Raw genomic sequence first — 14,595 nt, forward strand, 5'->3', positions numbered from 1 at the left:
CCGTCGCTCGCGTACCCAAGTACGCTTCGCTCCTCTTTCGGGGCAATCTCGGGCACCTCAGCGCACCTTTAAGATGACTCTGTTCACGACTAAACTGTCAGAAAACCTCAATCGATAAGGAGTACAACCATGAACTACACGATCAAAACCTCGGGCCTTATGTGCGGCCACTGCGACGCTACTGTCGAGACGGCACTGCTCAACGTTGCCGGCGTGACCGACGCCGATGCCGATCACGAGACTCAGACCGTACAGGTGGAGTGCGCCGACACCGTGACCGCCGAGCAGCTCGCCGCCGCCGTCGAAGCCGCGGGCGAGAAGTTCCACGCCCTGTCCGTGACCGCCGCGTAGCAGCTGCCGCACCAACAGACACCGCTGCCCAACCAGCCCCTCAGAAGTTGCGGTGAAATAGTTCCGGTTTAAACGCTTTAAGCCTTCAATCAGGAACTATTTCACCGCAACTGAGGGTGAGGCATTTGAAGGATTGACCAGAAACGAGGACCCGCCATGATGGCAGACCATAAATCGGTGACCCGCATGCTCAAAACGGCACGTGGTCAGATCGACGGCATCCTGCGGATGGTCGAGGAGGACCGCTACTGCGTCGATATTTCTACGCAGCTCATGGCAACGCAGGCGCTCATTGCGCGCATCAACGCCGACGTGCTCAAGGCGCATATCGAGGGCTGCGTGACTTCGGCAATCGAATCGGGCGACGAGGAGCTCAAGGCCGCCAAGCTTGCCGAGATTGAACGCGTCGTCGACAAGCTCTCCAAGTAATTGGGGCATTGGGAACAATCTTCTTTGCACCGTCTTGGTGTTCTGGGGACAGGTATGCTTGCACCACACTGGTGCAGATTAACCTGTCCCCCTTGCTCTAAATCGGGTATAAAGGCGTGCAGCATATCGAACGAAAGGCAATGTGCATGAATGACTTTATGAAGGGTCGCAATGGCGCCGATGAACTCACCGTCGTGTTGGGCTTCGCAGGCATTATCATCGCGATGATCGGGTCGATGGCCCGTATCCAGTGGCTCAGCTGGATCGCCATCGCCGTGATCGCGCTCGGCGTGCTGCGCGGTCTGTCCAAAAACATCGACGCGCGCCGCAAGGAGAACGATGCCTTTGTCACGGCGACCGCAAACGTCCCCGGCCTAGGTAAGTTCGTCGCCAGCTTGGGTGGCGGCGCCGCGGCTGCCAACGCCTCGCGCGCGGCCGGCACCAGCAAGGAAGACTTTGAGCGCGCCAAGCGAACGGCCAAGAAGATGTGGAAGGGCCGCAAGACCACGGCCTACCTTAAGTGCCCTAACTGCGGTCAGATGCTGTCCGTCCCCAAGGGCAAGGGCAAGATCCGCGTCACCTGCCCCAAGTGCCACGCCAAGATGGAAACACGCTCCTAGGCATCGCGCCGTGGGGCAAATGAATCAGTAGTGTTTGTCTCAAATCTGAAGCATTTATTCGATAAAAAAGCCGAGGCCTCTTGCTGAGACCTCGGCTTTTTTGTATAAGGCGGCGGCGTTCGACGAGCCGACTGTCCCCCGTCACACCGGCGCTTACGCCACGCCGTCGCGGGCGAGCTCCTCGGCCAGCGCTTCGGCGGGCATGGCCATAATCGCGTCGAGCTCGGCGTCCACCTCAGGTATGCGCTTCACCTTGAGCTTTCGCGCCAGGTTGCCGCGGCACATCACGTGCATTGGCTCACGCAGAGCGCGCAGGTCATCGAGCGGGTTCTCGCGCGTCACCAGGATATCGGCGGCCTTACCGCACTCAATCTTGCCGGTCTCGCCGCCCAGCCCCAGCAGCTCGGCGTTGACCTGCGTGGCCGTATGCAGCGCAAACGCATTGCTCACGCCCACGTACTTGGCAAAATAGGCCACCTCGCGCCACATGTCGTACTGGGTCACGAACGGGCAGCTCGAGTCCGTGCCCAGGCCCACCTTAACGCCTGCATCCAGGGCGACGCGAGCGCTCTCGATAATGCCCGAGCACACGATGTCGCCGTTCTTCTTTTGCGTGTCGGTCGAATGGGTCTTTTCCGGATCGAGCAACACAAACGGCAGCGCCGGACTAATCGTACAGGTCACACTCGGCGCACGTCCCTCGAGCTGTGTTCCCGCGGCGCCGCGGTACAGCTCCAGAATCTCAGGCGTCATCGGAGCGCCGTGCTCGATTGTGTCGACGCCGGCCTGGAGCGCGGCCTTCACACCTTCGGTGCTCTCGACATGGGCCATGACCGAAAGGCCAACCTCGTGCGCCGCCTTGCACGCCGCCGCGGCGACATCGATCGGCATGCGCAGCACGCCCGGCTCGCCCACTTCGGTCGCGTCGAACACGCCACCCGTCACGAACAACTTGATGACATCGGCACCGCGCGCATACAGATCGCGCACCTGTTCGGCCGCCTCGTCGGGGGTATTGGCGACCTGCGCGAACAGCCCCGCGCCGTGGCCACCCGGCACCGTGACGCCCGTCCCCGGCGCCACCAGACGCGGACCCTGATACTTGCCGGCGTCGATGGCGTTGCGCACGGCCAGATCGGCAAGCAGCGGGTCGCCCGCGCCGCGCACCGTGGTCACGCCACTTGCCAGCTGCTGCTGCGCGCTGCCTTTGAGAATGTGGCGCACGATGGCGCGCCCCACGGGATTATCGAGCTTCTTCATCAGCGCGCCCGCATCGCCCGCCGAAACCGGCTTGCCCGAGCCGCACAAATGCACATGCATATTGATGAGGCCTGGCATGAGATACGCCCCTGCCAGGTCGATGACCTCGGCCCCCGCCGGAGCCTGCGCCACAGCACTCGGCCCCATCCACGTGATGACGCCGCGCTCAACAGCCACGGCCATATCGGGCTGCGGCTCCATATGTTCCGAACCATCCAGGACGGTCGCATTGATAAACAACGTGGAACGATCAGCAGACGCCATATCGAGCTCCTCCCCCTTAGAAACTTCAACATTTGTCCATTATTACCCAGTTCGGCAGGATTGCTGCGGACATATCGGTTAACGGAGAAAGGAGGAGATGCGGAGAATGGAATGCGTTGCAGCCCCATCCCAGCGACATCCGGGAAATGTCTAGATCTGTAACAGGTGGACCGTCTTTAACCTTCCAAATGTTACAGATCGAGATCTTTCGGCACCGCGTCCAACCTTTGTCTCGATCTGTAACAGTTAGAGCGGTTTTTGGCCGTTAGATGTTACAGATTAAGATATTCTCCAGCCCTGTCGTCAAACGTCTAAATCTGTAACAGTTAGACAGGTTTTCGGCCTCTAGATGTTACAGATTGAGAACTTTCACCAGGCGCCAACCTTCTGTCTCGATCTGTAACAGTTACGAGACCAAACGGCCCCCTGTTGTTACAGATCAAGACAAACTCGGCAGGAACAACCACATCCGCGTCAGTTGCACCCCTCAGCGCCCATACCACTGCCGCCTCCACTGCTCAGCCAAATCGGCCCACTGCGGAATGCCCGCCAGTCTCATCTTTTCAGCCAGCTTCCCCGGATTCTTGAGCTCATCAAACGTAAACCTCAGCACCTTATGCCCGAGCATCGTCAGATGAGACTCTCGCTGACGTTCTGCCACGAACGGGTCGACCGACTCCCGACCCTCGTCGTTCTGTAAGGCGTACTTTCCCTTTCCATCGAGCTCGCCAATCACGCACGTCCCGTCCTCGAGCCTCCAGAAATAATCAACGCGAAACACTTGGCTCGAATCAAGCGGGTCACGAAACTTCACCTGCAACTCTGGCACCGGAAAACCGTATGCAATAAAGAACGCCCGGAACCGAGACTCGCCACCGTTTTCGGACAGCCCGTCCGCATGCGACGCAATCACCTGAGCTCTGCGATACCCGTGTCTGCCCTCGCAATCGGCCTGGAGCCGTTCGCAGAGGTCGTCGCGCGATATGCCCTTCGCCCGCAGCGCAGAATCGGCGATCGCCAGACCATACGAAAACGGCGCACGCAGCAGACAATCCTCTACCGTGCGCCAAAACGGCGTCACTCGCACGCCGTCGACGCGCTCAAGCGCACCCGCCGCCTGCGGACGCAACAGCCGGCATCCCGCACTCAGCGGCACCGAGCAACCTGTCTTAACAAGAAATCGCGGTCCAAGCAGATCATTCGGCACCTCCAGACCCCACAAAAGTGCCGCGTCATAACCCCAAAACGCCCAATCGGGATGAAATTCTGCAAGCCCTTTGATGGTCCGCAGTGCTCGCTCCGCCGGCGTCAGTACAACCCAATCATGTTGCAAGCAGAACAAATACGGCTCGGGCTCCGCAATATCATCAGTTCCCACATGACGCCGCAGCCACATGAGCTCGGCATTGTCGTGTGTCGCAAGCAGCACGCCTTGTTCAGCCGCCTCCGTGAGCCTGGCAAGCATCCTATTCCGCGCCAACGTGTTACGTGTTGCATGCTTGTGTTTGAAAACGGTATTAGACACTTCCATCACCGCCACATCGGAGAAATGGACCTTTGTCACCGTTGCCTCCGCTGATAAACGTCTTGATATGTAACAGTTAGACGTTCTCCAGGCCCCTAAACGTTACAGATTTAGACAAACCAGCGGCGCCCAAGTATTCGTCTCGATCTGTACCAGGTAGACCGGTTTTTTGTCCCTAAACGTTACAGATCGAGACATAAAGGCAGAAGGCAAGGCAGGCGACAACCGTCCATCCCCTACTCCCATTCCTGTTCGTAGATGTTGAGCGACTTCACATACCGCCCCTGGGCACCCATGATGTCGCGGACCAGACGCAAGAAGAAGCTGATGCACGAGGTGTCAAAGCCGTCCTGCAGATCCTCGGGATGCACCGCACCAGGCCCATCGACCGCCGTGTCGTTCAGGCGCGCGATGTCATACAGGTAGAGCTGTCCCGCCGTAAGCCAGGCATCGTCGACGCAGGCGAGGCGCACCGCAATCGCGCCGTCGTTCCAATGCTCCTTCTGCACGATATGCGGGTCGTAGACATCAAAGCGATGATCGGTGCGCGTGTCCTTCAGCACGACCATGCCGGACGCAGGATTCTTGTCCAAAATGCCAAAGCGCGAGAAATACTGCGTGTCGCGTACCTGCTCGAGCCGCTTGAGCGAGGCAGGCGAAAGCGATGCCGGCGGCTCGTCAACATATAGCTCGAGCAGCGTTTTGCCATGGCGATAGGGGCGCTCAAACAGCAGCCAATCGGTAAACGCCATGTTGTAGGCCATGATTTCGTTTTGCGAAGGCTCGGCGCAATAGCTGAGCCACGGGTCGACAATGATCTCGAACTGTTCGCGCGCCGGCTCCAGGAATTGAAACTTCCGCAGCATCCAAAAGTGAGCCATGTCGGCAATATCGTTGCCGACGGCTTCAGCCAGCTCTGCTCGGTCAAAAACTTGGTCAGTCATGGCATCCTCCTCAAACTGATGGACCTCAATTTGAGCTTACGGGGAGGGTGGGCAACCGAGGCAAGCGCGGGCAAAATAGGCCTTCGACTGCAAACCAGATGCTAACCAAACACTTGACGGGACACTTGACCGAATGAGTCCACCGCAACAAAACCGCAGGTAGACATAGACAGCCAACCCGCCCTTTTGAGCCAGATGCCCGCAGCCACCACAGAAACAACAGGTGACCACAGCCCAAGAAGTCGACAAATGAACACCCGTACGTCGACAAACGAGCAAATCGCTCGCAAAGAGTGTCCCCAACGACTAGACAAAAAAATGACTAGTCATTGAGGACGTTCTTAAATGACTACTTTACAGCTCCAGCGCCTCGGCGACCTCGGCTGCGCAGGCCAGGGCATCGGCCATAGCACTCACCACGAGCGAGCTGCCGTTGCGGGCGTCACCGGCCACGTACACCGGTGCGGCATCCGCGGCGACGCCGTCGACACGCGCCGCAAGATGCGAGCCCTCGGCAGCCATCACCGGCAGCGGACGACCAGCGGTGGCAACAGGCACGCCGACAGCGTCGAACACGCTGTGCTCCGGGCCCGTAAAGCCACAGGCGATGAGCACCAGCTGCGCCGGCACCTCGCGCTCGGAACCCGCGATGCGCTCGGGCTTTCCCGCCGACCAGTCCAGATCGACCACGCGCAGACCCGCAGCCGCGCCCTTCTTGTCCAGCAGCACCTCGAGGGTGTCCACGCCCCAGGCACGCATCTCGCCACCCATGGCGGCAATGGCCTCCTGCTGGCCATAGTCGGTCTTCTTCACATTGGGCCACTGCGGCCAGGGGTTGCTCGCCGCGCGCTTATCGGGCGCAGCCGGCAAGAACTCAAACTGGCGCACGCTGCGCGCACCCTGGCGCACCGCGGTACCCACGCAGTCGTTGCCCGTATCGCCACCGCCAATGACCACGACGTCCAGGCCGCGCGCGTTCACCGCGGGCTCGCCGCCATCGAGCACCGAGACGGTCGAAGCCGTCAGGTAGTCCACCGCGTACACCACGCCCGGAGCATCCACGTTCGCAGCCGAAAGCCCGCGCGGGGCACGGGCACCAGCAGCCACCACGACAGCGTCAAAGCCATCGAGCTTGGCTGCCACCGCAGGGTCCGTCACGTCGGCGCCCAGCTCAAACACAATGCCCAACTCACGCATGAGCGCCACGCGACGCTCGACCACGGACTTCTCGAGCTTCATGTTGGGAATGCCGTACATGAGCAGACCGCCCGGGCGGTCGTCGCGCTCAAACACCGTCACGCGAGCACCGCGACGCGCAAGCTCCCATGCTGCCACCAGACCAGCAGGACCGGAGCCCACCACGGCAACCGTGGGTGCGCCCTCCCCTGCCGGCTCAAAGCGACGCGGACCGCCGTTGGCCCACTCATGGTCGCTGATCGCACGCTCGTTGTCATGGATCGTCGTGGGCTCGCCATCGACCGAACCCAGGTTGCACGCGGCCTCGCACAGCGCCGGGCACACGCGACTCGTGAACTCGGGCATGGGCGAGGTAAGTGACAGGCGCTCGGCAGCCTCGTCCCAACGGCCGCGGTACACCAGCTCGTTCCACTCGGGAATCAGGTTGTGCAGCGGACAGCCGCTCGGACGTGCCTTGCCAAAGCTCGCGCCCATCTGACAAAACGCCACGCCGCACATCATGCAACGGCTCGCCTGGGCACGGCGCGCGTCGTCGTCGATCTCCACGTACAGCGGATCGAAATCGCGGCTGCGCTCCTCCACGGGGCGAAGCTCGTGGGTCACGCGATCGATATCAAGAAAAGCACCGGGCTTACCCATGGCACTTACGCCTCCTTCTTGGTCGAAGCAACAGAGCTGGCAGCCACGGACGCAGCACCCGCAGCACCGCCCGCAACATCGAAGCGAGCGACATCCGCGGCACTCGCGCGACCGGTCACGATGTCAAACGCCAGCTCCTCGGCCTGCGCATGCGTCTTGCCGGCAGCCTCGCCCGCGGAGACAATCGCCAGCACGCGCTCGTACTCGGTCGGAATGACCTTCACAAAGTGCTTGCTCATCGTCTCAAAGCTGTAGAGCAGCTTAATGCCGCGCGGGCTCTGCGTCGCGTCCACGTGCTCCTGGATGAGCTCGCGAATCTGCGCCAGCTCGCCGGCCGTCGGGGCCTTGAGCTCAACGCTCTCGTGGTTCACGCGGGCACTGAGCGTGCCGTACTGGTCAAAGACATAGGCCACGCCGCCTGTCATGCCGGCAGCAAAATTCTGCCCGACCTCGCCCAGGATGAGCGCCAGACCGCCCGTCATGTACTCGCAGCCATGGTTGCCGCAGCCCTCGACCACCACGGTGGCACCGGAGTTGCGCACGGCAAAACGCTGGCCGGCAAGACCGTTAATGAAGCCGCGGCCGCTCGTGGCGCCAAAGAACGCAACGTTGCCCACGATGATGTTCTCGTCGAACTTGTAGGTCGCATGCGGGTTGGGGCGCACCGACACCTCGCCGCCCGAAAGGCCCTTGCCAAAGTAGTCGTTGGCGTCGCCGCACACGTTGAGCGTAATGCCACGCGGCAGGAAGGCGCCAAAGCTCTGACCAGCCGAGCCATCGCAATCGATGGTGATGGAGCCGGCGGGCAGGCCCTCGGGATGCGCCTTGGTCACCGCGTTGCCCAGGATGGTGCCCACGCAGCGGTTGACGTTGGCGATATCGGCGCGGAAGCGAATCGGACGCAGGTGCGCACGGGCATCGGCCGTATAGGGCACAAACAACGTGGAGTCGAGCGTCTTGTCGAGCTCACTGTCCGCGGCCATCTGCGGCAGGAAGTGGCGACCGTCGGCACCCGGGATATGAGCACCGAACTCGCAGGTCGCGCTCGCCAGCACGGGCGACAGATCGAGCAGGTTGGCCTTGCGGTTGCCCGGGACCTCGATCTGGCGCAGGCACTCGGGATGGCCAACCATCTCGTCGACGGTGCGGAAGCCCAGGCTCGCCATGACCTCGCGCAGCTGCTCGGCAACAAAGAGCATAAAGTGCTCAACGTGCTCGGGCTTACCGCGGAAGCCGCGACGCAGACGGCAGTTTTGCGTGGCGATGCCGGCCGGGCAGGTATCCTGCTGGCAGTCGCGCTGCATGAGGCAGCCCATGGAGATGAGCGGCATGGTCGCAAAGCCAAACTCCTCGGCGCCCAGCAAGCAGGCGACGGCAACATCGGTGCCGTCCATGAGCTTGCCGTCGGCCTCGAGCACCACGCGTGAGCGCAGACCGTTTTGCAGCAGCGTCTGCTGGGCCTCGGCAAGACCAAGCTCCAGCGGCAGACCCGCATGCCAGATGGAGTCGCGCGCCGCGGCACCCGAGCCGCCATTGTGGCCGCTGATCAAGATCTTGTCGGCAGCACCCTTGGCCACACCGGTGGCGATGGTGCCGACGCCGGCCTCGCTGACCAGCTTGACCGACACGCGCGCGCCGGGGTTGGCGTTCTTAAGGTCAAAGATCAGCTCTGCCAGGTCCTCGATGGAGTAGATGTCGTGGTGCGGCGGAGGCGAGATCAGGCCAATGCCGGGCGTGGACTGACGGACCTCGGCGATCCAGGGATAGACCTTCTTGCCGGGCAGGTGGCCGCCCTCGCCGGGCTTGGCGCCCTGGGCCATCTTGATCTGAATCTCGAAGGCGCTGCAAAGATAGCGGCTCGTCACGCCAAAGCGCGCACTTGCCACCTGCTTGATGGCGGAGTTCTTTGAGTCACCGTTAGCCAGCGGGGTCTCGCGACGCGGATCCTCACCGCCCTCGCCCGAGTTGGAGCGTCCATGCAGGCGGTTCATGGCGATGGCCATGCACTCATGCGCCTCTTTGCTGATGGAGCCATACGACATGGCGCCGGTGTTAAAGCGGCGGACGATGTTGAGCGCGGGCTCCACCTCGTCGAGCGAAACCGGCGTGCGGCCGCTGGCATTAAAGTCGAGCAAGTCGCGCAGGCGCACGGCACGGCCGGTGCGGTGCAGGCGGGCGCTGTACTCCTTAAAGGTGTCGTAGCTGTCCTCACGGCAGGCGGTCTGCAGCAGGTAGACAGTCTGCGGATCGATGAGGTGATCCTCGCCGCCGAGCGGGCGCCACTTGGTCAGACCCAGCGTGGGCAACTGATCAGGAGCCGGGCTCTTAAGGATAGCGAGCGCGGCGTCGTAGCGCTCGTTTTGCTCGCGCTCAACGTCCTCGACACCCATACCGCCCACACGGCTCACCGTGCCGGCGAAGTACGCGTTGACGAACTCCGGCGTAAAGCCCACGGCCTCGAAGATCTGCGCCGAATGGTAGCTCTGCACCGTGGAGATGCCCATCTTGGACATGATGGAAACGATGCCGGCGGTCGCAGCCTTGTTGTAGTTGTCGATGCCCTGCCCGGCCGTCACGTCCAGGTCGCCGCGTGCCGCCAGATCGCGGATGCACGCATGTGCGTTGTACGGATAGATACCGCTCGCGGAGTAGCCCACCAGCGCCGCAAAGTCGTGCGGGGACACGGCGTCGCCGCACTCCACCACGATGTCGGCAAAGGTACGCACGCCGGCGCGGATCAGGTGGTTGTGCACGCAGCCCACGGCGAGCAGCGACGGCACGGGCACCTCGCCCGCAGCGGCACGATCGCTCAACACCACAATGTTCACGCCGTCGCGGACCGCAGCCTCAACGTCCTCGGCAAGCTGTTTGAGCGCAGCCTGCAGCGCGCCCTCGCCGGCATCGCGGCGATAGACGGCACGGAAACGACGGGTCTTAAAGCCAACACGGTCGATGGCACAGATATGCTCGAACTCTTCCTCGTTGAGCAATGGGCGCTCCAAGCGCACCAGCTGACAGGCCGTGCGGGAATCCTCGAGCAGGTTGCCGTGGTTGCCCAGGTAGAGCGTGGTCGAAGTCACCATGTGCTCGCGCAGGGCATCGATCGGAGGATTCGTGACCTGAGCGAACAGCTGATAGAAGTAGTCAAAGAACGAACGCGTCTTCTTGGACAGGCAGGCCAACGGCGCATCGATACCCATCGAGGCGAGCGGGGCCTTGCCCTGCTGGGCCATGGGGCGCACGACCTCGTCAACATCATCCCAGTGATAGCCGAGCTTGGCCATGCGCACGGCGGCGGGCACCTCGGCATCCTCGGCGGGCGCGGGCGCGGCGGGCTCATCGAGCGCGTCGACGGTCAGTGTCTCCTCGGCAATCCAGTCGCGGTAGGGCTTCTCCTTGGCATAGCGGGCGCGCAGCTCGTCGTTGTAGATCACGCGGCCGCGGGCAAAATCGACCTCGAGCATCTGGCCCGGTCCCAGGCAGCCGCTCGTCAGGATGTTCTCGGGGCTCACCTCGATGGTGCCCACCTCGCTTGCCAGCATAAAGCGGCCATCGCGCGTCACGTAGTAGCGGGCGGGGCGCAAGCCGTTGCGGTCGAGGGCGGCGCCCAGCGTGCGACCGTCGGTAAAGGCGATGGCCGCCGGGCCGTCCCAGGGCTCCATGAGCATGGACTGGTAAGCGTCGTAGGCGCGGCGTTCCTCACTCAGGCTATCGTTGTGGTCCCACGGCTCGGGCAGCAACATGGACGCGGCACGCGTGAGCGGGCGACCGTTCATGACCAAGAATTCGAGCACGTTGTCCAGAATCGCGGAGTCGGAACCCTCGCGGTTGATGATGGGCATCACGCGCTTAAGATCGTGCTGCAGCACGGGGCTGTACAGGTTGGGTTCGCGGGCGCGAATCCAGTTGACGTTGCCCTTGAGGGTGTTGATCTCGCCGTTATGGATGATAAAGCGGTTGGGGTGCGCACGCTCCCAGCTGGGCGTGGTGTTGGTGGAGTAGCGCGAGTGGACGAGCGCCACGGCCGTTTTGACGGCGGCGTCGTTGAGGTCGATGAAGAAGCGGCGCATCTGCGTGGCGACCAGCATGCCCTTGTACACGATGGTGCGCGAGCTCATGGAGCACACATAGAAGATCTTGTCGCGCAGGGCAAACTCGGCGTCGGCCTTCTTTTCGATGGTGCGGCGGCACACGTACAGGCGACGCTCGAAGGCATCGCCGGCGGGCGTGTCGTCGGGGCGGCCCAGGAAGGCCTGCAGGATGGTGGGCATGCAGGCACGCGCCGTCTCGCCCAAGTCGTGCGGGTCGACCGGCACCTCGCGCCAAAAGAGCAGCGGCACGCCGGCCTCGGCGCAGCCCTCCTCAAACACGCGGCGGGCATCCTCTACGCCTTTGTCGTCCTGCGGGAAGAACAGCATGGCCACGCCATAGTCGCCCTCTGCCGGCAGAATCTGGCCGCACTTTTGAGCCTCTTTACGGAAAAAGTGATGCGGAACCTGGAACAGGATACCGGCACCGTCGCCGGTGTTCTTCTCGAGTCCCGTGCCGCCGCGGTGCTCCAAGTTGACCAGAATGGACAGCGCGTCGTCCAGAATCTGGTGATGGCGCTCACCGTTGATATCGGCAAGTGCGCCGATGCCACATGCATCGTGGTCGAATTCGGGGCGATAAAGGCCCTGCTGTTGAGCGGAATCTGCCTGCATCGCGATCCTCCCCTAGATATTTAGACAGTCAGTTGAATAGGCATAGTAGGAGCATCAGGGCATCGTTGTGTTTCCCGCCCGTTTCGAAACAATCGCGTAACGCACACCTTACGAGTGGGCACCGCCGACCTCAAGGGCGGCAACAAGGCGCCCAAGTTCGGCTTGTAAGCTCACCGCTTCAAACATCTCAATCTGTAACAGGAGGAACCGATTTTGGCGCCTAGATGTTACAGATTGAGATTTTCTGCGGGACGGTTTTGGTTTGTCTCGATCTGTAACACGAAGGGTCGGTTTTGGCGGCAAACTGTTACAGATCGAGACATTTCGGCAGCCCCCTTTCACCATCCCATTCAAATACAACAATTTTGTTAGTCTTGGTTAACTTTTAAGCTTAAAACGGGTATCCTTTGCGGCGTCAAGCAAACGGCACGCACACCGTGCCAGATCAAGGAGGCCCCTATGGCGCACCAAGCAGACCAGCAGACGATGCAACTCGTCCTCATCCGTCACGGAGAGTCCGAGTGGAACAAGCTCAACCTGTTCACCGGCTGGACCGATGTTGAGCTCACCGACACGGGCCGCGAAGAAGCCGCAGCAGGCGGTCGAGCCCTCAAAGAAGCCGGTTTCGACTTTGACGTCTGCTACACTTCGCGCCTCAAGCGCGCGATCCACACCCTCAACATCGTGCTCGGCCAAATGGATCGCGAGTGGCTGCCCGTCATCAAATCCTGGAAGCTCAACGAGCGCCACTACGGAGCGTTGCAGGGTCTCAACAAGGCCGATGCCGCGGCGGAGCACGGCGACGAGCAGGTGCTCATCTGGCGCCGCTCCTTCGATATCTGCCCGCCGGCACTCGAGCCGAACGACGCGCGCGATCCCCACACCCAGGAGCAATACCGTGATGTCGCGCCCGATCAGCTGCCCTATACCGAATGCCTCAAGGACACGATCGCCCGCGCCTGGCCCTATTTCGAAGACGAGATTCGCCCCCAGATGCTCGCCGGCAAGCGCGTACTCATCGCCGCACACGGCAACTCCCTGCGCTCACTCGTCATGAAGCTCGAGCACCTCACGCCCGAGGAGATCCTCAAGGTCAACATCCCCACCGGCGTGCCGCTCGTCTACACCTTCGACACCGATTTCAACGTCCTCGACAAGCGCTACATCGGCGACCCGGCGACCATCGCCGCCAAGATCGACGCCGTGGCCAATCAGGGCAAAGCACACAAGTAGCCCCAACCCAAAACCGACGCGTGGCGCCGCACGGCCCAGATGCGACGTCACGCCGCCCATACACAGGAGCGCACCATGCTCAACCATCTCAAACAACACTTTGGCTCCCCGCGCACTGGCGGTCATGGCGGGCTCGACATTGCGCGGCACATCGGCCCCGGACTGCTCGTAACCGTCGGCTTTATCGACCCGGGCAACTGGGCCTCCAACATGGCCGCGGGCTCGCAGTTTGGCTACGCGCTGCTGTGGATCGTCACGCTGTCCACGATTATGCTCATTGTGCTGCAGCACAACGCGGCACACTTGGGTATCGCCACGGGCGCCTGTCTTGCCGAGGCCACGACCCGCTTTCTCCCCCGCATCGTGGGACGCGCGGTGCTCGGCAGCGCCTATCTCGCGACCATCGCCACCGCCATGGCCGAAGTCCTGGGCGGCGCGATTGCCCTTCAAATGCTCTTTGGGCTGCCCGTGCGCGCGGGCTGCGTCATCGTGGCGGCAGTATCGATGGCGATGCTCATGACGAGCTCCTACAAGCGCGCCGAGCGATGGATCATCGCCTTCGTCGGCGTGGTAGGACTCTCGTTTTTGGCCGAGCTTGCGCTGGTCAAGGTCGACTGGCCGCAGGCCGCCGCAAGCTGGATCACGCCCAGTATGCCCACTGGCTCTGCCGCGATTATCGTGAGTGTCCTGGGTGCGGTCGTTATGCCCCACAACCTTTTTCTGCACTCCGAGGTCATCCAATCCATGCACTTCGAAGGCCAAGGCGAGCAAGTTATCGAAGAACGCCTGCGCTACGAGCTCTTCGACACGCTCTTTTCGATGGGCGTGGGCTGGGCAATCAACTCGGCAATGGTCATCCTGGCCGCAACGACCTTCTTTGCGCACGGCATTGTCGTAGACGACCTCGCCGTCGCAGCGGCCACGCTCTCCCCCATTCTGGGCCCGGCAAGCGCGACCATCTTTGCCGTGGCGCTACTGTTTGCGGGCCTCTCGAGCAGCGTGACAGCGGGCATGGCGGCGGGAACCATCACTGCGGGCATGTTCGACGAGGAATACGACATCCACGACCGACATTCCTCGGTCGGGGTGGCGGCCTGTTTCGCCGGAGCAGTGGCGGCGTGCCTGGTCGTTCCAAATCCCTTTGAAGGTCTCATCTGGAGTCAGGCACTGCTGTCGCTTCAGCTGCCGATTACGGTCTTTGTGCTCATACGACTCACCAGTTCACGCCGCGTCATGGGCAAATACGCCAATTCGCGCCCGCTCAACACGCTGCTTGTAGGGATCGGTGCCATCGTGACGATTCTCGATATCGTGTTGTTGACAGGGATGTAATGGGGCGGGGCACTTACCCAGTCAAACGTCTCGATCTGTAACATCTAGACCCGCTTTTAATGTCTAGATGTTACAGATCGAGATCATTCCGAGGGACA

10 protein-coding genes are annotated in these 14,595 nt (G+C 61.9%); 5 read left to right on the top strand and 5 right to left on the bottom strand.

From position 1 onward, the window contains the following. The first annotated feature begins 129 nt into the window (after positions 1–129). The 3 genes from CHY22_RS02385 (at position 130) to CHY22_RS02395 (ending at position 1,400) form a co-directional block, all read left to right on the top strand. The gene (locus CHY22_RS02385) at positions 130–351 is read left to right on the top strand and encodes a heavy metal-associated domain-containing protein (RefSeq protein WP_089572201.1); all 222 of its coding nucleotides are present in this window, start codon (positions 130–132) and stop codon (positions 349–351) included. A gap of 156 nt (positions 352–507) precedes the next feature. Further along, positions 508–780: a metal-sensing transcriptional repressor gene (locus CHY22_RS02390; RefSeq protein WP_089572203.1), complete on the top strand. Its 273-nt coding sequence runs from the start codon at positions 508–510 to the stop codon at positions 778–780. A gap of 146 nt (positions 781–926) precedes the next feature. After that, positions 927–1,400, top strand: a complete 474-nt coding sequence (locus CHY22_RS02395) for a hypothetical protein (protein ID WP_089572264.1) — start codon at positions 927–929, stop codon at positions 1,398–1,400. 153 nt (positions 1,401–1,553) lie between these two features. On the opposite strand, the gene CHY22_RS02400 is transcribed toward CHY22_RS02395, so the two are convergent. The 5 genes from CHY22_RS02400 to gltB form a co-directional block, all read right to left on the bottom strand. After that, positions 1,554–2,924, bottom strand: a complete 1,371-nt coding sequence (locus CHY22_RS02400) for an amidohydrolase family protein (protein ID WP_089572205.1) — start codon at positions 2,922–2,924, stop codon at positions 1,554–1,556. A gap of 487 nt (positions 2,925–3,411) precedes the next feature. Then, complete coding sequence (locus CHY22_RS02405; RefSeq protein ID WP_089572207.1) at positions 3,412–4,488, bottom strand: hypothetical protein; 1,077 nt, start codon at positions 4,486–4,488, stop codon at positions 3,412–3,414. 197 nt (positions 4,489–4,685) lie between these two features. Beyond that, a complete protein-coding gene (locus CHY22_RS02410) occupies positions 4,686–5,393 on the bottom strand; it encodes a hypothetical protein (RefSeq protein WP_089572209.1) in 708 nt (235 codons plus the stop codon). A gap of 354 nt (positions 5,394–5,747) precedes the next feature. Beyond that, entirely contained in the window at positions 5,748–7,229 is a 1,482-nt protein-coding gene (locus CHY22_RS02415) for a glutamate synthase subunit beta (protein WP_089572211.1), read from the bottom strand. A 5-nt stretch (positions 7,230–7,234) separates the two neighbouring features. Beyond that, entirely contained in the window at positions 7,235–11,932 is a 4,698-nt protein-coding gene (gene gltB, locus CHY22_RS02420) for a glutamate synthase large subunit (RefSeq protein WP_089572213.1), read from the bottom strand. A gap of 459 nt (positions 11,933–12,391) precedes the next feature. Between gltB and gpmA the strand changes: the two genes are divergently transcribed. Together gpmA and CHY22_RS02430 are read left to right on the top strand one after the other, a co-directional pair. Then, on the top strand, positions 12,392–13,165 hold the full coding sequence (gpmA, locus tag CHY22_RS02425) for a 2,3-diphosphoglycerate-dependent phosphoglycerate mutase (RefSeq protein WP_089572215.1): 774 nt from the start codon (positions 12,392–12,394) through the stop codon (positions 13,163–13,165). A gap of 75 nt (positions 13,166–13,240) precedes the next feature. Then, positions 13,241–14,497: an Nramp family divalent metal transporter gene (locus CHY22_RS02430; RefSeq protein WP_089572217.1), complete on the top strand. Its 1,257-nt coding sequence runs from the start codon at positions 13,241–13,243 to the stop codon at positions 14,495–14,497. Positions 14,498–14,595 lie beyond the last annotated feature (98 nt).

The organism is Collinsella sp. TF06-26 (assembly GCF_002232035.1).
In the GTDB taxonomy this organism is placed as follows: Bacteria; Actinomycetota; Coriobacteriia; order Coriobacteriales; family Coriobacteriaceae; genus Collinsella.